Annotated in this window: 26 protein-coding genes and 1 pseudogene; 7 read left to right on the top strand and 20 right to left on the bottom strand. The window is 51.1% G+C overall.

All coding sequences use genetic code 11. The annotated features are described in order from the left end of the window. Positions 1 to 32 precede the first annotated feature (32 nt). The 3 genes from pdxH to pdxY all read left to right on the top strand — a co-directional run bounded on the left by pdxH (position 33) and on the right by pdxY (position 3,015). Positions 33 to 689, top strand: a complete 657-nt coding sequence (pdxH, locus tag IB222_RS12420) for a pyridoxamine 5'-phosphate oxidase (protein WP_003029169.1) — start codon at positions 33 to 35, stop codon at positions 687 to 689. A gap of 126 nt (positions 690 to 815) precedes the next feature. Then, positions 816 to 2,090, top strand: coding sequence for a tyrosine--tRNA ligase (gene tyrS, locus IB222_RS12415; protein WP_003029168.1), 1,275 nt, complete (start codon positions 816 to 818; stop codon positions 2,088 to 2,090). A 64-nt stretch (positions 2,091 to 2,154) separates the two neighbouring features. Beyond that, positions 2,155 to 3,015: a pyridoxal kinase PdxY gene (gene pdxY, locus IB222_RS12410; protein ID WP_003832785.1), complete on the top strand. Its 861-nt coding sequence runs from the start codon at positions 2,155 to 2,157 to the stop codon at positions 3,013 to 3,015. Between the two features lie 83 nt (positions 3,016 to 3,098). Here pdxY and gstA read toward each other — a convergent pair whose 3' ends face one another. The 12 genes from gstA to blr all read right to left on the bottom strand — a co-directional run bounded on the left by gstA (position 3,099) and on the right by blr (position 13,449). Continuing rightward, on the bottom strand, positions 3,099 to 3,704 hold the full coding sequence (gstA, locus tag IB222_RS12405; protein WP_003832787.1) for a glutathione transferase GstA: 606 nt from the start codon (positions 3,702 to 3,704) through the stop codon (positions 3,099 to 3,101). Positions 3,705 to 3,807: 103 nt separating this feature from the next. After that, positions 3,808 to 5,313: a dipeptide/tripeptide permease DtpA gene (dtpA, locus tag IB222_RS12400; protein WP_020996425.1), complete on the bottom strand. Its 1,506-nt coding sequence runs from the start codon at positions 5,311 to 5,313 to the stop codon at positions 3,808 to 3,810. Between the two features lie 613 nt (positions 5,314 to 5,926). Further along, positions 5,927 to 6,562 carry an endonuclease III gene (nth, locus tag IB222_RS12395; protein WP_126318206.1) on the bottom strand — a complete coding sequence of 212 codons (636 nt, stop codon included), beginning with the start codon at positions 6,560 to 6,562 and terminating at the stop codon, positions 5,927 to 5,929. Continuing rightward, entirely contained in the window at positions 6,562 to 7,254 is a 693-nt protein-coding gene (locus IB222_RS12390) for an electron transport complex subunit E (RefSeq protein WP_008784678.1), read from the bottom strand. The genes nth and IB222_RS12390 overlap by 1 nt, the downstream gene beginning before the upstream one ends. A gap of 2 nt (positions 7,255 to 7,256) precedes the next feature. Next, positions 7,257 to 7,877: an electron transport complex subunit RsxG gene (rsxG, locus tag IB222_RS12385; RefSeq protein WP_063941551.1), complete on the bottom strand. Its 621-nt coding sequence runs from the start codon at positions 7,875 to 7,877 to the stop codon at positions 7,257 to 7,259. A 9-nt stretch (positions 7,878 to 7,886) separates the two neighbouring features. Then, complete coding sequence (gene rsxD, locus IB222_RS12380) at positions 7,887 to 8,939, bottom strand: electron transport complex subunit RsxD (RefSeq protein WP_003832796.1); 1,053 nt, start codon at positions 8,937 to 8,939, stop codon at positions 7,887 to 7,889. Then, positions 8,940 to 11,057, bottom strand: coding sequence for an electron transport complex subunit RsxC (gene rsxC, locus IB222_RS12375; RefSeq protein WP_198579167.1), 2,118 nt, complete (start codon positions 11,055 to 11,057; stop codon positions 8,940 to 8,942). Then, entirely contained in the window at positions 11,050 to 11,628 is a 579-nt protein-coding gene (gene rsxB / locus IB222_RS12370) for an electron transport complex subunit RsxB (RefSeq protein ID WP_003832800.1), read from the bottom strand. Before rsxB ends, rsxC begins: the two co-directional genes overlap by 8 nt. Beyond that, on the bottom strand, positions 11,628 to 12,209 hold the full coding sequence (gene rsxA, locus IB222_RS12365; protein WP_003029144.1) for an electron transport complex subunit RsxA: 582 nt from the start codon (positions 12,207 to 12,209) through the stop codon (positions 11,628 to 11,630). Before rsxA ends, rsxB begins: the two co-directional genes overlap by 1 nt. Positions 12,210 to 12,285: 76 nt before the next feature. Further along, complete coding sequence (locus tag IB222_RS12360; protein WP_003832803.1) at positions 12,286 to 12,726, bottom strand: DUF2569 domain-containing protein; 441 nt, start codon at positions 12,724 to 12,726, stop codon at positions 12,286 to 12,288. 91 nt (positions 12,727 to 12,817) lie between these two features. Then, on the bottom strand, positions 12,818 to 13,033 hold the full coding sequence (gene ydgT, locus IB222_RS12355) for a transcription modulator YdgT (protein WP_003832804.1): 216 nt from the start codon (positions 13,031 to 13,033) through the stop codon (positions 12,818 to 12,820). A 290-nt stretch (positions 13,034 to 13,323) separates the two neighbouring features. Next, complete coding sequence (blr, locus tag IB222_RS12350; protein WP_003029134.1) at positions 13,324 to 13,449, bottom strand: division septum protein Blr; 126 nt, start codon at positions 13,447 to 13,449, stop codon at positions 13,324 to 13,326. A 241-nt stretch (positions 13,450 to 13,690) separates the two neighbouring features. Here blr and IB222_RS12345 point away from each other — a divergent pair, with 241 nt between their 5' ends. Further along, positions 13,691 to 14,731, top strand: coding sequence for an oxidoreductase (locus tag IB222_RS12345; RefSeq protein WP_148362016.1), 1,041 nt, complete (start codon positions 13,691 to 13,693; stop codon positions 14,729 to 14,731). A gap of 104 nt (positions 14,732 to 14,835) precedes the next feature. On the opposite strand, the gene add is transcribed toward IB222_RS12345, so the two are convergent. After that, the gene (add, locus tag IB222_RS12340) at positions 14,836 to 15,837 is read right to left on the bottom strand and encodes an adenosine deaminase (RefSeq protein ID WP_003832808.1); all 1,002 of its coding nucleotides are present in this window, start codon (positions 15,835 to 15,837) and stop codon (positions 14,836 to 14,838) included. On the opposite strand from add, the gene IB222_RS12335 reads away from it, so the two are divergent. Beyond that, positions 15,836 to 16,060 (top strand): hypothetical protein, encoded by a 225-nt coding sequence (locus IB222_RS12335; RefSeq protein WP_149280903.1) that lies wholly within the window; start codon positions 15,836 to 15,838, stop codon positions 16,058 to 16,060. The genes add and IB222_RS12335 overlap by 2 nt on opposite strands. A gap of 219 nt (positions 16,061 to 16,279) precedes the next feature. Next, complete coding sequence (locus IB222_RS12330) at positions 16,280 to 16,696, top strand: hypothetical protein (RefSeq protein ID WP_003832810.1); 417 nt, start codon at positions 16,280 to 16,282, stop codon at positions 16,694 to 16,696. 44 nt (positions 16,697 to 16,740) lie between these two features. Here IB222_RS12330 and IB222_RS12325 read toward each other — a convergent pair whose 3' ends face one another. From IB222_RS12325 to malX, 6 genes and pseudogenes are all read right to left on the bottom strand, one after another. Beyond that, complete coding sequence (locus tag IB222_RS12325; RefSeq protein WP_348925946.1) at positions 16,741 to 17,310, bottom strand: GGDEF domain-containing protein; 570 nt, start codon at positions 17,308 to 17,310, stop codon at positions 16,741 to 16,743. Positions 17,311 to 17,346: 36 nt separating this feature from the next. Next, positions 17,347 to 17,508: pseudogene (locus IB222_RS12320) on the bottom strand (MASE4 domain-containing protein); the annotation flags it as partial. A gap of 78 nt (positions 17,509 to 17,586) precedes the next feature. Continuing rightward, positions 17,587 to 18,510 (bottom strand): IS5 family transposase, encoded by a 924-nt coding sequence (locus IB222_RS12315; protein ID WP_032624899.1) that lies wholly within the window; start codon positions 18,508 to 18,510, stop codon positions 17,587 to 17,589. Positions 18,511 to 18,586: 76 nt separating this feature from the next. Beyond that, positions 18,587 to 18,979: an MASE4 domain-containing protein gene (locus IB222_RS12310; RefSeq protein WP_348925346.1), complete on the bottom strand. Its 393-nt coding sequence runs from the start codon at positions 18,977 to 18,979 to the stop codon at positions 18,587 to 18,589. A gap of 374 nt (positions 18,980 to 19,353) precedes the next feature. Beyond that, positions 19,354 to 20,526, bottom strand: a complete 1,173-nt coding sequence (locus IB222_RS12305) for a MalY/PatB family protein (RefSeq protein ID WP_003832814.1) — start codon at positions 20,524 to 20,526, stop codon at positions 19,354 to 19,356. Between the two features lie 10 nt (positions 20,527 to 20,536). Continuing rightward, entirely contained in the window at positions 20,537 to 22,129 is a 1,593-nt protein-coding gene (malX, locus tag IB222_RS12300; RefSeq protein ID WP_048226592.1) for a maltose/glucose-specific PTS transporter subunit IIBC, read from the bottom strand. A 169-nt stretch (positions 22,130 to 22,298) separates the two neighbouring features. Here malX and IB222_RS12295 point away from each other — a divergent pair, with 169 nt between their 5' ends. Beyond that, positions 22,299 to 23,327 carry a Mal regulon transcriptional regulator MalI gene (locus tag IB222_RS12295; RefSeq protein WP_149384290.1) on the top strand — a complete coding sequence of 343 codons (1,029 nt, stop codon included), beginning with the start codon at positions 22,299 to 22,301 and terminating at the stop codon, positions 23,325 to 23,327. 47 nt (positions 23,328 to 23,374) lie between these two features. On the opposite strand, the gene IB222_RS12290 is transcribed toward IB222_RS12295, so the two are convergent. Next, entirely contained in the window at positions 23,375 to 24,883 is a 1,509-nt protein-coding gene (locus IB222_RS12290) for a YdgA family protein (protein ID WP_148362011.1), read from the bottom strand. Positions 24,884 to 24,975 lie beyond the last annotated feature (92 nt).

The following is a 24,975-nucleotide window of genomic DNA, read 5'->3' as shown; positions in this document are numbered from 1 at the left end:
CGTTACCCACTGACAATCCGTAGCCAAACATCATGTCTGATAACGACGAATTGCAGCAAATCGCGCATCTGCGCCGTGAATACACGAAAGGCGGTCTTCGCCGCCGCGATCTTCCCGCCGAACCCCTTGCGCTGTTTGAGCGCTGGTTGGGGCAAGCCTGTGATGCCAAACTGGCCGATCCCACCGCAATGGTCGTTGCGACCGTTGATGAAAATGGCCAGCCTTATCAGCGTATCGTGTTACTCAAACATTATGATGACAAAGGGCTGGTGTTCTATACCAACCTTGGCAGCCGTAAGGCGCATCAGATCGAGAAAAATCCACGCATCAGCCTTTTATTTCCCTGGCATACGCTGGAACGGCAGGTGATGGTGATCGGCAAGGCAGAGCGTCTTTCCACACTCGAAGTGGTGAAATACTTCCACAGTCGCCCACGCGACAGTCAGATTGGCGCCTGGGTCTCAAAACAATCCAGTCGGATCTCCGCGCGCGGTATTCTCGAAAGCAAATTCCTCGAACTGAAGCAGAAGTTTCAGCAAGGGGAAGTTCCTCTGCCCAGTTTCTGGGGCGGCTTTCGCGTGAGTATTGAACAAATGGAGTTCTGGCAGGGCGGTGAAAACCGCCTGCACGATCGTTTTTTATACCAACGTGAAGATAACGCGTGGAAAATTGATCGCCTGGCCCCCTAAAGATGCAAATTTCTTGTTTTAAGCGCTGGTGCTGAACAATCCGGCGCTTTATTCTATGTTTCTTTCGCATCAGGCGAAAAGTCGTGTACCGGCAAAGGTGCAGTCGTTTTATACATGGAGATTTTGATGGCAAGCAGTAACTTGATTAAACAATTGCAAGAGCGGGGGCTGGTGGCCCAGGTGACGGACGAGGAAGCGTTAGCAGAGCGACTGGCGCAAGGCCCGATCGCGCTCTATTGCGGCTTCGATCCTACCGCTGACAGCTTGCATTTGGGGCATCTGGTTCCATTGTTATGCCTGAAACGCTTCCAGCAGGCAGGCCATAAGCCTGTTGCACTGGTAGGTGGCGCAACCGGTCTGATTGGTGACCCGAGCTTTAAAGCCGCCGAGCGTAAACTGAATACCGAAGACACCGTGCAGGAGTGGGTGGATAAAATCCGCAAACAGGTTGCACCGTTCCTCGATTTCGACTGTGGCGACAACTCGGCGATTGCTGCGAACAACTACGACTGGTTTGGCGGTATGAACGTACTGACTTTCCTGCGCGATATCGGCAAACACTTCTCCGTTAACCAGATGATCAACAAAGAAGCGGTTAAGCAGCGTCTGAACCGTGACGATCAGGGGATCTCCTTTACCGAGTTTTCTTACAACCTGCTGCAGGGTTATGACTTTGCCTGCCTGAACAAACTGCACGGCGTGGCACTGCAGATTGGTGGTTCTGATCAGTGGGGTAACATTACTTCGGGTATCGATTTGACCCGTCGTTTGCACCAGAATCAGGTGTTTGGTCTGACCGTTCCGCTGATTACTAAAGCTGACGGCACCAAATTCGGTAAGACGGAAGGCGGCGCAGTGTGGCTGGATCCGAAGAAAACCAGTCCATATAAATTCTACCAGTTCTGGATCAACACCGCCGATGCGGACGTTTATCGCTTCCTGAAATTCTTCACTTTCATGGACATTGAAGAGATCAATGCGCTGGAAGAAGAAGATAAAAACAGCGGTAAAGCGCCGCGTGCCCAGTATGTTCTGGCCGAACAGGTTACGCGTCTGGTTCACGGTGAAGAAGGTCTGGTCGCGGCAAAACGCATTACCGAAAGCTTGTTCAACGGCAATCTCAGCGATTTGAGTGAAGCAGATTTCGAACAGCTGGCGCAGGATGGCGTGCCGATGATCGAGATGGACAAAGGTGCCGATTTGATGCAGGCGCTGGTGGACTCTGAGCTGCAGCCTTCTCGCGGTCAGGCACGTAAGACCATTGCGTCAAACGCGGTAACCATCAACGGTGAGAAGCAGTCCGATCCGGAATATTTCTTCCAGGAGAGTGATATCCTGTTCGGGCGCTATACCTTACTGCGCCGTGGCAAGAAGAACTATTGTCTGATTTGCTGGAAGTAAGATTGAGTTAGCAGGGGCGTGGGAAACTACGCCCCTTTATTTTTTCAGGGTTGTGGTAAGTAAAATGAAGAATATCCTCGCCATCCAGTCCCACGTCGTTTTTGGTCATGCGGGCAATAGTGCAGCAGAATTTCCGATGCGTCGTCTTGGCGCAAACGTCTGGCCGCTGAATACCGTTCAGTTTTCAAACCACACGCAGTATGGCAAATGGACCGGTTGCGTTATGCCGCCGAGCCACCTGACTGAAATTGTTCAGGGCATTGCTGATATTGATAAACTCCAGACCTGTGACGCAGTACTGAGCGGCTATCTTGGCTCAGCAGAACAGGGCGAGCATATTCTGGGTATTGTTCGCAAAGTAAAAGCGGCAAACCCGCAGGCAAAATACTTTTGCGACCCTGTGATGGGACACCCTGAAAAGGGGTGTATCGTCGCACCCGGAGTGGCGGAATTTCATGTACGCCATGCGCTTCCTGCCAGTGACATTATTGCCCCAAATCTGGTTGAGCTCGAAATTCTGTGCGAGCATGCGGTGAATAATGTCGGTGAGGCCGTTGCAGCAGCGCGTGAACTGATCGCTCAGGGACCTGAAATTGTACTGGTGAAGCATCTGGCACGCGCAGGTATCAGCACCGACCGTTTCGAGATGCTGCTGGTCACCGCTGAACAAGCGTGGCATATCAGTCGCCCGTTAGTCGATTTTGGCGCACGTCAACCGGTTGGTGTGGGTGATGTGACGAGTGGCTTGTTACTGGTGAAACTGCTGCAGGGCGCGTCTTTACAGCAGGCGCTTGAGCATGTGACTGCGGCGGTGTACGAAGTGATGATCACTACCAAAGAGATGCACGAGTATGAGCTACAGGTCGTGGCCGCGCAGGACCGTATCGCCAAGCCTGAACACTACTTTAGCGCAACTCAGCTGTAATCGATGCCCGATGGCGCTCACGCTTATCGGGCATATTTTTAGCTGTAGGCCGGGTATGTGCAAGTGCCACCCGGCAACAACAATTAATTTAAGCCTTCTGCTTTCAGCGCAGCAGCAACCGCCGGGCGTTCAGCCATTCGCGCCATATAGGCGTCAATATTACTTAATCCTGCCATATTCAGCTTAACCGCATAGGCCCAACGCAGTACGGTAAACAGATATGCATCGGCGATGCTGAAGCGCGGGCCGCAGATCCATTGGTTATCTTTCAGCGAGTCGTTCACATACTGCATTTTTTTCTCCAGTAGCGCGCGAACGGTTGGCTTGAAGTCTTCCGGCGTATCGGGACGGAACAGTGGCGTAAAGCCTTTATGCAGTTCTGTCGCAATGTAGTTAAGCCATTCGATAGTTTTGTAACGGGAGAGGCTGCTGGTAGGGGCAAGGAGCTGGCGGTCTGGCACGCTGTCCGCCAGGTATTGCATGATGGCGACACCTTCGGTAAGTAGCGTACCGTCATCCAGCAACAGTGCGGGAACTTGCCCTTTTGGGTTTACCGCGAAAAAATCATCGCCATTTTCCAGACGTTTCTTCATCAGATCAACACCATCCAGCGTGAAATCTTTACCGCTCTCACGAAGTGTGATGTGGGAAGCGAGAGAACATGCGCCCGGTTTGTAGAACAGTTTCATCGGTAACTCCTTTTGGCTGAGGTATATCGTATGGTAGTGCTACCTCAGGCAAAAAAAAAGCCGCTAACAACAGTTAGCGGCCGAAAATGAGTTTCCCTGAGAATTACGCTGTCGCGGCCTTAGAGGCTTTCTCATTGACGTCATCGTCCTGAGTCATACGGTTCAGTTTCGGAGCCGTCAGCAGCATCAGAACAGCGATAACAGCCGTTGCGACACCAATCTGCAGGAACACACGACCGTAGACTTCAAGGGACATCAGCGGGTCAGTCACATTTTCTGGTACAGCCATCATGTTAGCGACGTAGCCACCGATGATGTTTGCACCGGCAGTGGTCAGGAACCAGCTACCCATGATGAAGCCCATCAGGCGTTGCGGAACCAACTGTGCCACCATTGCCAGACCCAGACCGGAGATCATCAGCTCACCGATACTTTGCAGACCGTAGCAGATAATCAGCCAGTTAACGGAAACGATGCCTGCATCGGTAGCGAATTTCGCGCCCAGCGGCAGGATCAGGAATGCACCGGAACACAGCACCATACCAATCGCAAACTTGGTCGGCATCGGCAGGGTATCGCCCATCTTGTTATAGATAGCAGCGAGGATTGGGCTACCAATGATGATCCAGAACGGGTTCAGTGCCTGGTACTGTTCAGGTTCGAAAGCAATGCCAAGAATAGAGTGCTCAACGTTACGAATCGCAAAGAAGTTCAGTGAGGTCGGCATCTGGCTGTACAGCACGAAGAAGATAATCGCTTCCAGCATCAGGATGAAGGCGACGATCATTTTACGACGCGCAGCACCGTGCATGGTGAAGGCTTCTTTACCGAAGATGAACACGATACCCAGCGCAATGACGCCCAGAACCATACGTGCGATCTGCTGGTTGTGCAGCAACCAGGTTGCAATCGCGATCAGTACCACAACGCCAGCAATGGTCAGCAGCAGGTTACGGAAGTTGATCGGTTCAAAGTCAGGTTTAGAACCGTACTGTTTAACCCAGCGCTGACAGAATGCGAAGTTAACAACGGTAATCAGCATACCCACGACGCTCAGAGCGAACGCGGTGCTCCAGCCGTAACGAGCAGCCAACCATGGCGTTGCCAGCATAGAGAAGAATGAACCGATGTTGACGGACATGTAGTACATGGTAAATGCACCATCAAGACGCGGGTCATCTTTGGCATAGCAGGTAGAGAGCAGGGAGGATGGGTTTGCTTTAAACAGGCCGTTACCGACCGCGATGGCCGCCATGCCCATATAAACGATACCCGCATCGTGACCGGACCATGCTACCAACGCATAACCGATGGCCAGCACAACGGCGCCCAGCATAATGACACGTTTTGTTCCCAGAACTTTATCACCTAACCAGCCGCCAATGGCAACCAGACCGTACACCAGGGCGCTAAAGGACGAGAAAAGGGTGATGGAATCCGCTTCTGACATACCCAGTTGTTTAACCAGGTAGACGGCCATAATCCCTTGCAGGCCGTAATAACCAAAACGTTCCCACAGCTCAATAGAGAAAATGAGATAGAACGCTTTTGGTTGTTTGAAGGCGTTTAAACTTACGCTTTCTGTTGGTTTATTGTTTGCAGTAGACACTTTTACCTCTTTTTTTACATCCCATATCAACGGGGGTGTTCAGGTACGTGATGAGTCAAGTTCATCCGTCCGATTGTTATAGTGGGAGGGGAAACGGCAAGTAATGTTCACTATCTTGACCATTCAGACAAGTGGTTTGTAATAATCTGTTACATATATCATGACTGGTGAAATCGTCGGGACCGTGAAATGTTATCTAGCGTTAAATTTCTTCATTTCTAAAATGGCAGATTTTTACACTGTTTAATCACCGCCAGAACCGCAATGTGGCGATATGTTCTGCTATTTAAGGTTGAATCCAGTGATATAGGCCATTATCTGAAAAATAGGCAGTGTAATGTTTTGTTTAGAAACTGTGCAGTTAGGTCATCTAATTGTCACCTTAACTAAAAAATAAAAATTTATTAACATTGTGTTGGCTGGATGATCTGGATCACGTATAGATAGAAATTTCTTTTGCTAAAAAAACGATTAACCTGCTCAGGTGTTAATTAACAAGAATATTGCATTAGATATGAGCAATTGAATGGCATCATTGTCGGGAAAATAAACGCTGGGGAGTGCATAACTAATCGTTATGTATGTAAGGGGCTAGGAGGATGCCCCGGCAGCATTAGATATCGACTTTCTCTTTGAATTCGCAGAGATCTTCAATAATACAGGAACCACAGCGCGGCTTTCTGGCGATGCAGGTGTAGCGACCATGAAGAATTAACCAGTGATGGCAATCGACTTTAAATTCACTGGGTACGACTTTCAGCAGCTTCTCTTCAACCTGCTCGACGTTTTTACCCGGGGCGAATTGCGTGCGATTACAGACGCGAAAAATGTGGGTATCTACAGCGATAGTGGGCCAGCCAAAGGCGGTATTTAACACCACATTAGCTGTCTTTCGCCCAACTCCGGGGAGAGCTTCTAACGCCGCACGGTCTTCAGGCACTTCACCATTATGTTGTTCCAGCAGAATGCGGCAGGTTTTAATTACGTTTTCCGCTTTGCTGTTAAACAAACCGATTGTCTTGATGTAGGACTTAACACCTTCAACGCCGAGCCCCAGCATCGCAGCAGGCGTATTGGCGACGGGGTATAGCTTAGCCGTCGCTTTATTGACGCTGACATCGGTCGCTTGTGCGGAGAGTAAGACCGAAATCAACAGTTCAAACGGCGATGTAAAATTAAGCTCGGTTGTCGGATGCGGGTTGTTATCCCGCAGGCGCGTCAGTATTTCCAGACGTTTTGCTTTGTTCATTACGCATTCCCTGTTTCACCCGCGGGACTGTCCACGACAGCTGCCTCGGCACGACGTTTCTTCATTTTCTCATCAATCAGATACTTCACTGCCAGCATCAGACCCAGGCCAATAAACGCGCCCGGTGGCAGCATGGCCAGCAGAAACGGCGTATCAGTATGGAAGATCTCAACGCGCAAGACTTTGGCCCAGCTACCCAACAAACCGTCTGCGCCATCAAACAGTGTACCGTTACCAATTATTTCACGCAGCGAACCCAGAACAAACATGGCACCGGTTGCGCCCATGCCGATGGAGAAACCATCGAGTGCGGATAACGCAGGGCCCTTTTTGGCGGCGAAGGCTTCAGCACGGCCAACAACAATGCAGTTGGTTACAATCAGCGGGATGAAGATGCCCAGAGACTGATACAGGCCGAAGGCGTAGGCATTGATCAACATCTGTACCGCACTCACCACGGAGGCGATAATCATGACATAAATCGGGATACGGATTTCAGGCGGTGTCCAGCGACGAAGGGCTGAAATCGTCAGGTTGGTCAGCGTCAGGACGAGCGTAGTCGCGAGTCCCAGACCCAGCGCGTTAGTGGCGGTAGAAGTGACGGCCAACAGCGGACACATCCCGAGTAGCTGCACAAGCGCGGAGTTATTTTTCCATAACCCCTGGACAATAACGTCTTTAATTTCGCTCATGGTTATTCTCCACAGGCGCTAAGTTGAGGGAGTTGCGCAGGCAGTGTCTGCGCATACAGGCCGGCACGTTTAACCGCGTTAACTACCGCACGGGGTGTAATGGTTGCGCCAGTAAACTGGTCAAAGTCGCCGCCATCTTTTTTCACTGCCCAGTGAGAGTCATTACCCGCCGCGATTGTTTTACCGCTAAAATGGGTGATCCAGTCGGACAGTCGCAGTTCGATTTTGTCGCCCAGCCCCGGCGTTTCATGGTGTTCGGTAACCCGCGTACCCAACACGGTACCCGTGAAATCGACACCCACCAGTAGTTGAATCGCTCCGGAATAACCATCTGGCGCCGTAGCTTCAAGAATTGCTGCAACGGGGCGATCGTCCTGGCGGGCAATATATACGCGATGCGTACCTTTGCCCAACGCCGGTGCATCGACCAGATAGCAACTTTCAGACAAGTTATTATTGTAGCGATCGCCAGGCAGAACCTGATCGAACAGCGTTTTTTGCTGTATCGCGGCCTGTTCATCAATGGTTGACTTGGTTAATTGATTGATTGCTGCAGTTAACCCCGTCGAGCCTGCGGCAAACAGCGCCAGCGTAATACCGTGTTTACGAATCGTTTTCAGCATAGGGACTCCTTAGCGATGTCCGTACACGCGAGGGCGAGTGTAATAATCAATCAGGGGAACCGTGATATTCGCCAGCAATACGGCAAAAGCCACGCCATCAGGATAACCGCCAAAACTGCGAATCAACCATACTAACAGGCCAGCAAGTGCGCCAAAAATCAGGCGACCGCGGTTGGTTGTTGATGCCGTAACGGGATCGGTAAGAATAAAGAACGCACCTAACATTGTCGCGCCGGAAAGGAGGTGCAACTGAGGCGAGGCCAGCGATTCTGGCGAAAATATCCAGCCCAAAGTGGCACAAACGGCGAGTGACAGCAGGAAGCTAACCGGGATATGCCAGCGAATCGCTTTTTGCCATAACAGCACGATACCGCCCACCAGCCAGGCAAGGTTCACCCACTGCCAGCCAGCGCCTGCCAGCATGCCGCTGTAGATCGGGTATTGCATCACCTGCTCAACGGTACGTCCTGCATGCAGGGATGTCTTAAAGGTATCAAGAGGCGTTGCCTGACTGATACCATCGATGCCCATACGCAGCGAATTCATATCCCCACCGCTGGCGGTATGTCCGTTAAAGATAACGTTCAGGGCGTCAAAAAAACCAGGCACCGTGGCCGCAATTTCATGCGGCGGAAGCCAACTGGTCATCTGTACCGGAAATGAGATGAGCAGCACGACATAACCAATCATGGCAGGGTTAAACGGGTTCTGCCCGAGCCCGCCATACAGCTGTTTCGCAATGATAACCGCAAATACCGTGCCTAATACCACCATCCACCATGGCGCGAGGGGCGGAATACTGACGGCCAAAAGCAACCCGGTGAGTAACGCAGAGTTGTCTTTTAAAATCGGCACAATGGGTTGTTTACGCAGTTTAAGCACACCCGCTTCGGCAGCAATAGCGCTGATGGATGCGAGAACTATCTGGAACAACGTGCCCCAGCCAAAGAACCACAGCTGAGCGGCGATCCCCGGCAATGCAGCAAGTAATACCAGCATCATGATACGCGATGTCTGGCGCTGGTTATGGGTATAAGGGGAGCTTGCTATTCTGAATACCATTTATTCCTCGTTTACAACCTGCTGCTGTGCGGCTTTCTTAGCCTGAGCGCGTGCGATAGCGGCCGCGACGGCGGCTTTACGTGGATCAACCGGCTCGGCTGTTTCAGCTACCGCCTGCTGCTCGAGCTTGCGGGCCTTGGCGCGGGCGATTGCTGCTTCCACGGCGGCTTTACGCGGATCAACCGGTTCGGCCGTTTCCGTTGCCGCTTCTTGCTCAAGTTTGCGGGCTTTGGCGCGGGCGATTGCCGCTTCCACGGCGGCTTTACGCGGATCAGCCGGTTCGGCCGTTTCCGTTACCTGTTCTTGTTCAAGTTTGCGGGCTTTGGCGCGGGCAATTGCCGCTTCCACGGCGGCTTTACGCGGATCAGCCGGTTCGGCCGTTTCCGTTACCTGTTCTTGTTCAAGTTTGCGGGCTTTGGCACGGGCAATTGCCGCTTCCACGGCGGCTTTACGCGGGTCTGTACCCGTGCTGCTGCCATCACTTTGCGGCGGATTTTCCTTACGGGAGGCACGAGCTTGCGCCTTACGCGCCTCGCGTGCGGCAATCACGGCACTATTGTCAGGTTTTACGCCTGCCTGAATGACCACTGGCTGTAGCGCCTGAGCCTGCTTTTCTTTTACACGAGCCAGCGCGGCAGCAATGGCATCATGATCTTTGGCCGCCGGCTGAGCAGCAGCGCTCTTATGGCGTTCAAGACGCGCTGCTTTTTCACGTTCAAGGCGCGCCTGGCGGGCTTCAAACCGAGCTTTCGCTTCAGCGGCGCGTTTTTCTTCCTGGCTAATGGCGTAAATCTCGGCTTTTTCCTGACGGAAATATTGCACCAGCGGAATATTGCTTGGGCATACCCAGGCGCAGGCACCGCACTCAATGCAGTCGGCGATATTATGGGCCGTTGCCTTGTCGTGCTGCTGCCCTTTACTGAACCAATAAAGTTGTTGTGGCAGGAGATCCGCCGGACAGGCATCGGCGCATGCGCTACAGCGAATGCAGCCTTTCTCTTCCGGTGTTTCACCCATTTCACTGGCAGAGGGTGCCAGAAGACAGTTGGTTATCTTCACCACCGGGACATCCAGCCACGGCAGCGTAAAGCCCATCAGCGGCCCGCCCATAATCACCATCTGGTCGGCGGAAGGGCAGAAGCCCGCATCGTTGAGCAGATTACGAACCGGCGTGCCTAAACGCGCCCAGACGTTGCCCGGACGGCTGACGGCTTCACCGGTAAGCGTCACGACACGTTCGGTGATCGGCTCTCCGTCAATTACTGCCCGTTTAATTGCATAGGCGGTTCCGACGTTTTGCATCAATACGCCGATATCAGAGGAGCGTCCGCCGTGGGGAACCTGCTTGCCGGTCAGGATTTGTGTTAACTGCTTGGCCCCGCCGGACGGGTACTTGGTGGGGATCACGCGTAGGCTAATGTCGTGTGAATCAGCCAGCACCGCGCGCAGCATAGATATTGCCTGCGGTTTGTTATCTTCGATACCAAGGAGGATCTCGCGTGGCTGAAGAATGTGCGCCAGGATGCGGATACCTTCGACGACCTGAGCGGCACAGTCCTGCATCAGGCGGTCATCTGCCGTAATGTACGGCTCGCATTCGGCGGCGTTAATGATCAGGGTTTCAATTTTATCTCCACCGCCCTGCAGTTTAACGCCGGTGGGAAAACCCGCGCCACCCAGTCCGGCGACGCCGTACTGATGAATACGCGCAATCAGCTCTTCCCGGCTGTGGGAGCGGTAGTCGGTCCAGCCGTCTCGCTCAATCCAGCGGTCTTCGCCATCGGCGTCTATGATGACGCTCAGCTCAGCGAGTGCCGAAGGATGTGCGGTGGAATGCGGCGCAATAGCAACCACGGTGCCTGATGTTGGCGCATGGACTGGAAGCATTTTGCCACGCCCGCGGGTTAAGGCCTGACCACGCAGCACGGTGTCACCCACGTTTACGCACAGTTCACCCTCCGCACCAATATGTTGTTTCAGCGGAATAACGAAACGCGGCGCCAGCGGAACCTGTCGCAACGGCGTTCCGTTTGACTGGGTTTTCATTTCTGGTGGATGAATGCCGCCATCAAAGTCCCAGATTTTATTTTTTCTGAATGCAGAGAATAACTTAAACATGTTGTTCCACGGGAATGATGCGCACAGGGATGGTGTTTAAATCCCATTTCCAACTATCGGGTGTCTCGGCTACCGGGCGTAATTCAATACATTGCGTCGGGCACGGGTCAACGCACAGGTTGCACCCGGTGCAGAGATCGCTCATTACCGTGTGCATGGAGCGGGTCGCGCCCACGATCGCATCGACCGGGCAGGCCTGAATACACTTAGTGCACCCAATACAGTTATTTTCATCAATGACCGCCAGCATTCGCACCGGCGTAACGTCTTGTTCATCGCCATCAATAGGTTGCGGGTCGACGTTCAGCAGAGCGGCAATTTTTAACATCACCGCTTCGCCACCGGGGGCGCAACGGTTAATTTTTTCACCCTGAGAGCCTATCGCTTCAGCGTAAGGATGACAGCCCGGATAGCCGCACTGTCCACACTGGCTTTGCGGGAGAATTTCATCAATTTTCTCCACGACCGGATCATCTTCAACGGCAAAACGTCGCGAGGCGTACCCCAAAATAGCGCCGAACGCCAGACCCAGTAGACTCACTGCGGCAACGGCAATCCAGATAGCATTCATTACAACTTCACCAAACCACTAAAGCCCATAAAGGCCAATGACATTAAACCAGCAGTAATCAGCGCAATCGCATTGCCGCGAAACGGCGCTGGGACGTCCGCTACGGCGAGGCGTTCGCGGATCGCAGCGAACAGTACCATCACCAGCGAGAAGCCGACGGCGGCGGAAAAACCGTATAGTGCCGACTGTAAAAAGTTATGGCCGAGGTTGATGTTCAGTAGCGCCACACCTAACACTGCGCAGTTAGTGGTGATCAGCGGTAGGAAGATCCCCAGCAGGCGGTACAGCGCAGGGCTGGTTTTACGCACAACCATTTCGGTAAACTGCACGACGACGGCGATAACCAGAATAAAAGCCAGCGTGCGCAGATAGATGAGATTGAGAGGGATTAGGATCCAGGTATCAATCAGCCATGCGCAAATGGAGGCCAGCGTCATGACAAACGTCGTGGCAAGGCCCATACCCATTGCGGTTTCCAGTTTTTTGGAAACACCCATAAACGGGCAGAGGCCCAGAAACTTGACCAGTACAAAGTTATTGACCAGTACAGTTCCGACAAACAGCAGCAGGTAATCAGTCATTTTTCGGCCTGAAATAAAAAAGCCGCCTATTATCTGACAATCTACAACAGGCGACAACAGGTTAACTGTAGGGTTATTACGGGTTCACAAACGTCGATTTAACGCGCTGCGATCGTTTGAAGTAGGGCACCAACAGTGCTGCGGCCAGTAATGGGAACAGCAGTTGGCGCACGGCAAAAGCGTCTGGAACGGGTGAAAATGCAAACGCTTTAATCGCCAGCAACACGGAGATCAGCAGCCACAGAATGTAATGCTTAGGCACACAGGCTCGGCGTTTGAAAAACGCAATCGTCAGCCACAGTGTGTAATACCACATGGCGATCGCGGTAACAAAAGAGACGCCCCATAACAGCAAGTTTGCCGTACTTTGCTCACCCAGCGTTTTGAAGGTTTGCGGTGTAGCCAGCGCAGTGACATAAAGTAATAACGCCAGCGAAGCGCTCAACAACGCGACTAACAGCCAGGCCAGTGGCCCAAGTAGCCAGCCTCCGATACGTTGTGCCGGTGTGGTAGTCATCTCTTCTCCAGGTTTACGCGCGCAATCAATCATGCCATTCATTTTGGGGCAATTATTATAAAGCTTTTAACGTTGAGCGCTACTTTCTTCTTTATTGCACGTAATGCCAGACTGATTTAGGTACCTGACCAACATCAAACAGACGGCCTCCGGATATAAGCTCCGCACGGCGATGGTCTGCGGCACGGTACATATTGATGATGTCGCTATCGTCGGTGAGCGTGTAGTTTAGATGGTCGAACAGCTTTTCCAGACTTTCGAGTGAACTGATTTTGCGGAATTTTAATAAGTAATCCTGAACAGTCATAAATGCAGATCCATATTAATAAAATAATACCAACGGAGTAGAAAATATAAAAATAAACAACGTGCACAGGTAAAAGCGGATTTACGTGCAAATTTAAGAAGAGTGTTCATACCTGTGAAAAGCAGGCGCTATGCGCGTCTTTGGCAAGGGTAACGCGCTTAGCGATCGCTGGCAATATGCAGCGGAGCGGGATGCGGCATAATTCCCTTTTTTTGACAGAAAGCGATCTTTTCCCGGCAAGCCCTGCAACTACCAATGTTAATTGCCGGGCAATAAAAGGCTGCGGATGCTTATTTTTTCTGCACTGCGGCAACGGGCTCTGGCGGCTGGTAATTGTCAATATGATTGGCAACACCCAGCAGGATCACGGAGACGGCGAGAACAATCCAACCTGTTAATTCAATAAGACGATTCATTACTGATGACATTTGCTTTGATTTATCCATAAACACAGGCTGCAAATGTTACTAATCTCTCATTAATACAGCAAGATGATTGGGAACGATTTCTACCTCTTTTTCGCTGCAAGTTAAGCATAAGTGGCATATGTTTGACTTAAGTTAAAAAACAACCTTTGTAGCGCAAAGGTTATTAAACTATTGAGACGTTGCAAGGTATGGTGTGAAATAGGTCAGTCCTGAATTGAGAGGCAATAATATGAGTGACAACATCCGCGTTGGGTTAATTGGCTATGGTTATGCCAGCAAAACCTTCCATGCCCCCCTGATTGTGGGCACGCCGGGCCTGGAACTGGCTGCGGTTTCCAGTAGTGATGAAGCAAAAGTGAAGGCAGACTGGCCTACGGTGGCGGTTGTTGCTGAGCCTAAGCATCTTTTTAACGATCCAAAGATCGACCTGATTGTGATCCCCACGCCTAACGACACGCACTTTCCGTTAGCGAAAGCTGCGCTGGAAGCGGGCAAACACGTGGTTGTTGATAAGCCTTTTACCGTGACACTGTCACAAGCTCGTGAGCTGGATGCGCTGGCGCGCAGCCTCGGGCGCGTGCTGTCTGTGTTCCATAACCGTCGCTGGGACAGTGATTTTCTGACGCTGAAAGCTCTGCTGGCGGATGGTGTTTTGGGAGAGGTGGCGTATTTCGAATCCCATTTCGATCGTTTCCGCCCGCAGGTTCGTGACCGTTGGCGTGAACAGGGCGGTCCGGGAAGCGGTATCTGGTACGATTTAGCACCGCATCTTTTGGATCAGGCGATTAACCTGTTTGGTTTGCCCGTCAGCCTGACGGTAGACCTTGCCCAGCTGCGCCCGGGCGCGCAGGCGACGGATTACTTCCATGCCATCCTGACGTATCCGCAGCGTCGTGTGATCCTGCATGGCACCATGCTCGCTGCCGCAGAATCGGCCCGTTATATTGTGCACGGATCGCGTGGCAGCTATGTGAAGTATGGTCTTGACCCGCAGGAAGAGCGTCTGAAAAATGGCGAGCGACTGCCACAGGAAGACTGGGGTTATGATATGCGTGATGGCGTATTGACGCGAGTAGAAGGCGAAGAGCAGGTTGAAGAAACCTGGCTTACTGTACCGGGCAACTATCCGGCGTACTATGCTGGCATTCGTGATGCGCTAAATGGTAACGGTGAAAACCCGGTACCGGCGAGACAGGCTATCCAAATTATGGAGCTGATTGAGCTGGGTCTCGAATCCGCGAAACATCGTTCGACGCTGTGTCTTGCCTGATTAGGTAAATGGCGCAAGGCGATACCTTCCTGGCATCGTATCCGGCCTACAATCAAAACCAACGTAGGCCGGATAAGCGTTAGCGCCATCCGGCACTTTACCTGTTACGCTGCGGCGACTTTCTCGCGCAAGGCTCGTTTTTCTTCGTTACTCAGGAATGCCATTTCCAGACCGTTGATTTGCGCCTGACGTATCTGTTCACGCGTTAACCCTGCCGCGGGTGCGGCAATGGTGTACTCGTGAATAATATCCACACCTTGAACAGCCGGGTCGTCCGTATTCAAACTGGCGATAACGCCATGCTCAAGGAACGTTTTCAGCGGATGGTTCGCTAGTGAGGCAACGGTGCTGGTCTGAATGTTTGATGTCAGGCAGGATTCGATGCCGATACGGTGCTCGGCGAGGTAATCCATCAACGCACGATCTTCAACGGCTTTAACGCCGTGACCAATACGCTCAGCGCCTAGCTCTTTAATGGCCTGCCAGATGCTTTCTGGTCCCGCGGCTTCGCCCGCATGAACGGTAATACGCCAGCCGGCGTCGCGAGCCTGGTTGAAATGGGACAGGAACAGGCTGCCCGGGAACCCCAGTTCGTCACCGGCAAGATCCAGTGCCGTAATATGGTCTCGGTGGGCTAACAGCGCATCCAGTTCCTGCAGGCAGGCGGCTTCGCCAAAAGTACGGCTCATAATGCCAATTAAGCGTGCTTCGACGCCAAAGGTCTTGCAACCCTCGCGTACACCTGCGATGACGGCTTCAACCACACCTGCAACCGGGAGCTGATGCGTCATCGCCATGTATCCTGGGGAAAAACGCAGTTCAACATAGTGCAAGCCGTTACGTGCGGCATCCTCAATATTTTCAAATGCCACGCGACGACACGCATCCAGCGAGGCCAGTACCTTCACGCCCCAGTCGAGCTTGGATAAAAAGCTCACTAAATCCGGCTCAGTTGATGTGACTTGCACATGAGGGATCAGCGTTTCCAACGTTTGTGCCGGAAGCGTTAAGTTGAACTGACGACCCAGATCCAGGATCGTTTGTGCACGGATGTTACCATCAAGGTGGCGATGGACGTCGGTCAGGGGGAGGGAAGTATCAATCATGGTCGCACTCGTGTATTTAGGTAAAGTGCAGGCCATTATACAACAGAAAAATGTTCCTCTAAAAACTTTAAAAAAAGCAGTGCAGAGTTCGGGGTTATGGGGAAGCAAGTATCGCCAAATTGCTGACCATGCTGTTAGCGCTCCAACAGAGTGGTGTTCCGACGGCCTGATCCTTGAGACCGTATCACGCTGCTTTTGCCTTGCGGTGGCAAGATGGGCGTAAAGTAAGCAATAACGCATTTCCTGCAGCATGTGTGTAATGAAGGGATTTTATTTTAAGATTATTTACCTCGTTTTTATATAATTACTGCCTGTCAGTGTTATTTTATTCAGATATTTATTGAGTAACATTGCTAATAGCGAAAAATGGACACTTTCCAGTTTATGAATGTGCAGCGAGGTATGTTATAAAAATACAAAAACGACTGAGGGTATTAATAAAGTGAAAAGTGTAAAGCTAATTGTCAGTACAATGTTCTGTGGAAGTTTGCTGCTGGCAACTGTGCCTACGCATGCGGCGTATAAAGCGGATGAAACGCATGTAATCCAGTTTAAGAAAGGTACCAGTGGCGCAGATATCAAGGGGACAATTACGGGCGATAAAACAAAAGATTATACGTTTGTCGCCAAAAAAGGGCAGACCATGCAAGCAGTTTTGAAAAGCGCCTGGCCTCATCCTTTCATGAGTATTATTGCGCCGGGCGAACAATTCATTTTTGATGGCATGATGAGTGGTGACACTTATAAAAATACACTGCCTGCCAGCGGTAAGTATACCATCAGAATATATCAAAAAGGCGCGGCGAAGGATGAGGGAAAAACCAACGCATTCCAGCTGCACATGAAAATTACCAACTGATCATGAGGAAAAGATCGCCCTGGTGGTGATCTTTTCCTTTGCTATTAAACTTCTTCACCAGAATAGGCCACAACGCAATTACGGCCTCGGTTTTTTGCCATATACAGGGCGCGGTCTGCGCAATCAGCAAGTTGTTCAGGGGCTGAACGGTTATCAACTGAGGTTACGATACCCAGGCTGATGGTGATGATGCGTGGAAAATCACCTTTAGTCGTGGTCTGAGTTTGTTGTTCTACGTGTTTTCTGATTCGCTCTGCGATGTTAAATGCTGCATCAGCGTTAGTTTCAGGTAGCAAAATAGCAAACTCTTCTCCGCCAATACGCGCCACGATGTCGTTACGCCGACTCAGTCGCTGCATAATTTCTGACAGTTTAATTATCACTCTGTCACCCTGCAAATGTCCCCAGGTGTCATTGACCGACTTAAAGAAATCAATGTCGCAAAAGACAATGCTCAGGGGTTTATGGGTTGCTGTCATTTTAATCTCATTGCTGAGTGCGTTATAAAAATAGCCACGGTTGAAAAGTCGGGTCATCGGGTCGCGGACTGAATTTTCATAGGATAATTCATAGGCCTGACGTGAGGCTTTGTAGCGCTTGAAAATATCAGACATGAGCACGATCATCACGGCCATTGCGCTAAGGCACTCCAGGCCTCTGGCGAGATACCATCCAGCGGAGTCTATATGCGTGTACTTCAGCATAATGATGACACTTAACAGATTGCTCAGGGCAACTAGTAACATACTTACCCAAAACTGTGTTTTTAGCTGGGTTAATTTTGCCCCTAATAAAACGATACAGGTCCACAAGATAATGAGGACATAAATAAAGGGCTTTGTTGAATAAATCAGATTTCGGGTAAGTCTCCCCCGTAGCGGGTTGTGTTTTCAGGCAATACGCACGCTTTCAGGCATACCTGCTTTCGTCATTTTGTTCAGCGCTCGTACCAGGGCCATAGCCTCCGCAACCTGACCATCGTAGTCACGCAGCGTCAGTGACCCCCCGAACAGCTGTTTTACCCGGTACATCGCCGTTTCCGCTATCGAGCGACGGTTGTAATCTGTTGTCCATTTCCACCGCGCATTACTCCCGGTCATTCGCTGATTAGCCACTGCACGGTTACGGTCTGCATATTCACCGGGCCAGTAACCCGCACCTTTTCGGGGAGGGATAAGCGCGCTGATTTTCTTACGCCGCAGTTCATCGTGACAGAGCCGGGTGTCGTAAGCGCCGTCTGCCGATGCTGCCCTGATTTTTCTGTGAGTCTGCCGGATAAGACCCGGGAAGGCTTCTGAGTCCGTCACATTGTTCAGCGACAGGTCTGCACAGATGATTTCATGTGTTTTGCTGTCAACTGCCAGATGCAACTTTCGCCATATACGACGGCGTTCTTTGCCGTGTTTTTTGACTTTCCATTCGCCTTCACCAAAGACCTTCAGCCCGGTGGAATCAATCACCAGATGCGCGATTTCACCCCGGGTGAACGTTTTGAAACTGACATTAACCGACTTTGCGCGCTTGCTGACACTGGTGTAATCCGGGCAGCGCAACGGAACATTCATCAGTGTAAAAATGGAATCAATAAAACCCTGTGCAGCCCGCAGGGTCAACCTGAACACGCGTTTAATGACCAGAACGGTGGTGATGGCGAGATCAGAATAGCGCTGAGGTCTTCCCCGTGATGAAGGCGTTGCCGACTCATACCAGGCCTGAATAGCTTCATCATCCAGCCAGAAAGTTATAGAGCCACGGTTGATGAGGGCTTTATTGTAGGTGGGCCAGTTGGTGATTTTGAACTTTTGCTTTGCCACGGAACGGTCTGCGTTGTCGGGAAGATGCGTGATCTGATCCTTCAACTCAGCAAAAGTTCGATTTATTCAACAAAGTCTAAATAAAGCTACCACGCCAGGGTCTAAGCCATTCAAACGTTTCTGTATCAACCAACTGAAACGATATTGGCGTAATACGGATGGAGTAGAGGATAGCCATTACCAGATGCAACATGCACCATAAATAAGTGGCGTAAATAACTGTTTTACCATGCTTTTCTTTTTTATTCTTAAACGTATATAAATAGTATGTTGCAAAAAACAGCCCCGTAATTAACATGTTCCTCATAAAGTATAAAACAGCAATGTCATTGTAGATGACACCAGGAAGGCCGTTTTTATAAAAATAAATATAGAGCGCAAGAAATAAGAAAACCCCCGAGAAATAAAACGCGCAGGCCAGGGGTAAAAGATATTTTTTGCGCCGATAACTCATGTAATTCATCGTCATAAAGCACCCCGTCTGAATGTGCAATACACCAGCAAAGGTTGCAATAACCGGATAAAAAGAGAGGCTATAACGCTGATTACTAAAAGGGATATACCAAAGAAAAATGGATGTCGTTAGGGACAGGAGTAAAAAAAAAGTTAAATTCTTTTTGTGAATGTTTATTTGTGTTGTATTCATGATTTTTATGTATATAAAACAGCGCTATATTTCGGCTATCTTCTCAGCTTTGTATTTTGTCTTTTTGATTTTTATTGCTGTTGATTTTTACTGGCAGGAAAAGTCAGGGAGGAATTGGTATTAAAAAAACGATAGAAAACAGATTTGTTTTTTTATATAAGGAGTTGCGCAATGAGTTCTTCATTGCGCAAGACTATTTAACGTATTGTGCGGATGGCGTTAATCAACCCCTGAACGCCTTTTTCAAGTTTGGAACGTGGACATCCGGCATTGAGGCGCACAAAACCTCGTCCTTCTTCTCCGTATGTGTATCCGGGCATGATGGCGACTTTCTGCTGATGGATGAGTGCTTCCTGCAGTGCATGGTCATCAAGGTTGAGTGGACGCAAGTCAATCCATGCCAGATAGGTGGATTGCGGAACCTGCCAGTTCAGTTCGGGGAATGCGTTATTCAGCTCATGCGCGATGTAATGCAGGTTACTGACAAGGTAATCCCGCAGCGCATCAAGCCAGCTAGCGCCCTGTTGGTAGGCTGCGATATGTGCGCTAAGCGCGAGCACTGCAGGTGAGGAAAGACCATCCCGACCCTTTAACGCACTGAGGTAATCGTTGCGACTCTGCTCATCCTCAATAATCCCGTAAGCCCCGGTTAACGCCGGAATATTGAAGCTCTTTGAACCGGAGGTGAACAGCGCCCAACTGTCGCGCGCGACGTTACTCCACGGGATGTGCGGCTGGTCTGCCCATACCATATCCATATGGATCTCATCAGAGATGACTTTTACACCGTGGCGCTGACACAGTTCCGCCATGGTTTCCAGTTCATCGCGCGTCCACACCTTACCGGTTGGGTTGTGCGGACTGCAAAGCAGAAGAATTTTACTTTCAGGCCGGGAGAGCGCTTTTTCCAGCGCAACCATGTCGCAAACCCAGCCGTCAGCGCGCTTTTCAAGTCCGACAGCGCATACCTGGCGCTGATTACCTTCAATCGCTTTGTAAAACGCGTCGTACGCCGGTGTATGAATTACCACCGCATCACCCGCAGAAGACCACTGGCGGATCAGCTCCGACACCATATAGATGACCGAGGGGCCATAAACCAGCGACTGAGGGTCGATTTGGGTATTATGACGCGTAAGAAACCAATGACTAATTGCCGCCAGAAATTCATCATTTTTCCAGCGGCTGTAACCCAGCACGCCATGTGACAGGCGCTGAGTCAGCGCCTCCAGAATGCAAGGTGCGGTGGCAAAATCCATATCGGAGATGGTGAACGGCAGCAGGTCGGCTGAACCAAAACGGTCGGCAACGTAATCCCACTGGGTACACCAGGTACCGTGCCTGTCCACCACCTTTGAAAAATCAAACATACTGTTGTCCTTATGCCTGTACGGTGTTCATCAGAACGGCGATCTCGTCTTTCACTGACTGGACCTGCGGACCAATAACGACCTGAAGGTTATGCTGATTGAGTTGTACTACGCCAATGGCGCGATTGTCCTTCAGCGCTTGTACGTTAACAAGCGACATATCTTTCACTGACAAGCGCAGACGGGTAATGCAGTTATCCAGGCTGACAATGTTTTCCGCACCGCCCAGCGCCGCCAGAATGGCAGGGACGTTGTAACCGGATTTACCCGGTGCACCCGCCATGACTTTTTCGATATTGCTGGCAATTTCGACGTCACGACCCGGGGTCTTCAGATTGAAACGTGTGATGGCGAAACGGAAGATCACGTAGTACACCGCGAACCAGATCGCCGCCACAACAGGGACCAGATACCACTTGGTTGAGAGCCCGTGCAGGATGCCGAACACCACAAAGTCAATCAGGTTACCGTCCGTGTTACCGATGGTGACGCCAAGCACCGCCATCACGGTGAAACCAAGACCGGTCAGCAGGGCGTGGATCACATACAAAACAGGGGCAACGAACAGGAATAAGAACTCGAGTGGTTCGGTTGTACCGCCGATCACGCAGGCAATGAGACCAGAAATTAACAACCCTTTAATTTTATGACGATTTTCAGGGCGAGCACAGTGGTACATAGCGAGCGCTGCCCCCGGCAAACCACCGAGGAACGCCGGCATTTTACCCTGCGACAGGAAGCGGGTTGCGCTTTCAGAGAAGCCTTGAGTTGTCGGACAGCTCAGTTGAGCCTGGAAAATAGTCAGTGCGCCGCTTACGCTGTGACCGCAGACTTCCTGCGTGCCGCCAGCTTCGGTGAAGCGAATGAGCGCCACCAGAATATGATGCAGACCAAACGGCAGCAGCAGACGTTCACCGGTACCAAACAGCATTGGACCAAATTCACCCGCGCTGTTGATGATGTGGCCGAGCCCGTTAATGCCCATGGCGAAAACCGGCCAAACCAGGGGAATGACCAGGCCGACGAGTCCCATCACCACCGAAGAGATAATTGGTACAAAGCGGGTACCGCCGAAGAAGGCCAGTGCATCCGGCAGGCGGATGTTGTGGAAACGTTCATGCAGCATCCAGACGATGATCCCGGCAATTACAGCGCCGAGGATCCCGGTGTCGATCGACTGGATCCCCAGGATATTCTGCACGTTGTTGGCCTTCAGGATCGCGGCATCTGTGGTAGGTAAGATACCTTTCGCAGTTAACCAGAAGTTGACGGCAAGGTTCATCACCGCATAACCAACAAAACCGGCAAATGCCGCTACGCCTTTGTTCTCGCGAGCCAGGCCGAGAGGTATGGCAATACAGAACATCACAGGTAAGAAGCTAAACGCAAATGAGCCTACTTTGCTCATCCAGGTAAAAATAGCCTGCAGTACCGGATTACCCAATGCCGGGATCAGCGTTAAGACATCATGACTACTTAACGAGCTGCCGATCCCTAACATGATCCCGCAGAATGAGAGCAGAGCCACGGGCAGCATAAAGGTTTTGCCCAACTGCTGGAAAAATTCCCATAACGTAATTTTTGGTGTGGTTCTCGTCGTCATCAAACGACTCCTCGTAAAAGCTAGCTGACTAATGATGGCGAGAAGATAAAACGTTTTACCTAATTTTAGTGCGGTACAAATCACATTATCGAACGATAATAGAGCGTATAAATATAAGTGATTGATAAAACGTTTTATCCGTCACGTTATCAGGGAGTTTTCCGTTTTTATGGCTATAGCCAAAAAAATAACTATCCATGATGTTGCGCTGGCCGCGGGCGTTTCGGTTAGTACCGTCTCATTGGTGCTTAGTGGAAAAGGCCGTATTTCATCAGCGACCGGCGAACGGGTGAATGCCGCTATTGAGCAACTGGGGTTTGTGCGTAATCGCCAGGCATCAGCGCTGCGTGGTGGGCAGAGCGGGGTAATTGGTTTGATCGTGCGCGACCTCTCCACCTCGTTTTACGCCGAATTGACGGCGGGTCTGACGGAAGCATTAGAAGCGCAGGGGCGCATGGTTTTTTTATTACATGGTGGCAGAGATGGCGAACAGCTGGCGCAGCGTTTCGCTATGCTGCTTAATCAAGGGGTTGATGGTGTGGTGATCGCCGGGGCTGCCGGCAGTAGCGACGACCTGCAACAACTTGCCGCCGATAAGGGGATTCCGGTAGTGTTTGCGTCTCGGGCCAGCTACCTGGATGATGTCGACACCGTCAGACCTGACAACATGCAGGCTGCGCAATTGCTGGTTGAGCATCTGATACGCCATGGGCATCAGCGAATCGCGTGGTTGGGGGGGCAGAGTTCTTCATTGACCCGCGCGGAGCGTGTCGGCGGCTATTGTACGACGTTGCTAAAGTATGGTTTACCGTTTCATAGCGACTGGGTGCTGGAGTGTTCATCCAGCCAAAAGCAGGCCGCAGAAGAGGTGACTGCGCTGTTACGTCGTAACCCAACGATCAGCGCAGTGGTATGCTACAACGAAACCATAGCCGCTGGTGCCTGGTTTGGCCTGATGAGAGCAGGGCGTCAGAGTGGTGAAATTGGCGTAGATCGCTACTTCGAACAGCAGATCTCGTTAGCCGGATTTGCCGATGTAGCGGAAAATGCACTGGACGATATCCCCATTATTTGGGCCTGCACGCCCGCGCGTGAAATGGGATATACCCTTGCTGAGCGCATGCTACAGCGCATTGGGCACGATGATGGTCATTCGCGTAACCTGACGCTTTCCGCCCGGCTGGTGGTGGCAAAATAAAACAGGCCCGATAAGCACACGGTTATCGGGCCTGTTGTCACGCGTATTTACTGTTGCGGGATAGCCGGGGCATCCGGTTCGCCGAGAGAAGGCATACCGAACATGCCAACAAACTCATCCAGCGACATTTTTTGTCCGTTTAACGTTACCTGGCCGTTTGCGTATTGCAGGCTGGAACCGATGACGTTGTCCTGCATCGTTGTAATACGGAACATCTGACCCATTGCCGCCAGGCCATTCACCTGTTGCTTCGCCAGATCGGCCGCTTGTTCCTGCTGATAACCTTCAATCTTGGCAACCTGCGTCATGAACTCAGTCGCCATATCGACCGGAATCGTCAGTTTAGCATCCAGCGATTTGACCGAACGATCCACTTCCTGAGCCAGCGTTTGTGGTTCCTCAGTATTCGCTGTCGGATCTTTTAGCAGCAGTGACAGATTAAATGCGGTTTCACCTTTTGCATTTTTCCAGCTCAGTGGGGCAATGGTGATAGCCGGCTCGCCTTTCATCAGAATCGGCAGCGCATTGAAGAAGGCTTCAGTGACTTTTTGCTGATAAAGCTCAGGATTTTGTACCACATCAATCTGCGCCATCAGTGCCTTGGTTTGGGCACTATATTGCTGACTGAACTGGTGTAGCGCTTCACCGTCAATCTGGCCAACTTTCAGCGTCAGTTTACCGCTACCCATATCCTGACCCTGCAATTTCAGACTGTTCAGCGTGTAATCCAACTGGCTGTTGACAGTTTTACCGTCGTTGATCAGATTGGATTTACCATCAATACCCATGCCTTCCAGAACCGCCAACTCTTTACCTTCGACGGAAATTGACAGTTTATCGAGTGACAATTTCTGGTCGCCGATGCGCTCACCAAAGCTGGCAATACTGCTGGAACCCTCAGTTTTCAGGTTATTGAAAGTCATCTGTACTTTCTGGTCATACTCGTTGACCGCATTGACCACGCCGCTTTGCGCATTGCCTGTCAGCGAGACAGCGTTACCTTCTTTGTCTGCTGTAAACTGGAATTCCCCGCCGCTGAAGGCTACTTTTTCGTCGCCTTTCTCATAGTTCAGTGGTTTGAGGGAGAGATCGGAACGGGTATCGCCGCTGTAGCCGATACGGGAGTTAATGACAAATGGCGACTCACCTTTGGCAATATCAAACAGCGGTTTGGTAACGTCGTTATTGACCAGCGTCGTTTTCACGGAGGCCATAGCCGGGATCAGATTCAGTGATTTCAGTTGAGCCAGCGGGAATGGACCGTGATCGACGGTTTCATTCAGGACGATACTTTGCCCCGGTTTTAGCCAGGAATCTGCCTGCCCGGCGATGGGTTTCACCACCATTTGCAGTTGGCTATTGAACACCCCGCGCTGGTAGTTTTGATAACTCAGTTCAATACCCGCCTCAGGGGAGAAACGTTTTAACTGATCGTTTGCCTGCGTCACCATCTCGGCGAGATGCGTTTCAAGTTTCTTACCTGTGTACCAGGCACCGCCCGTCCAGACGATACCCAGCGCAACCACCACACCCGCAGCTACCAGCGATTTTTTCATTTCGATATCCATAAAATAAAACCAGGCGTTTGAAGACGCCTGGAGGAGTGACATGTCTTTAACTCACTACAGCTTAGCAAGAGTTGTTAAAA

The organism is Citrobacter sp. C13 (assembly GCF_014596815.2).
Lineage (GTDB): Bacteria > Pseudomonadota > Gammaproteobacteria > Enterobacterales > Enterobacteriaceae > Citrobacter > Citrobacter portucalensis.
The sequence above is the reverse complement of the archived record's forward strand: the minus strand, read 5'-3'. Positions and strand labels throughout refer to the sequence as shown.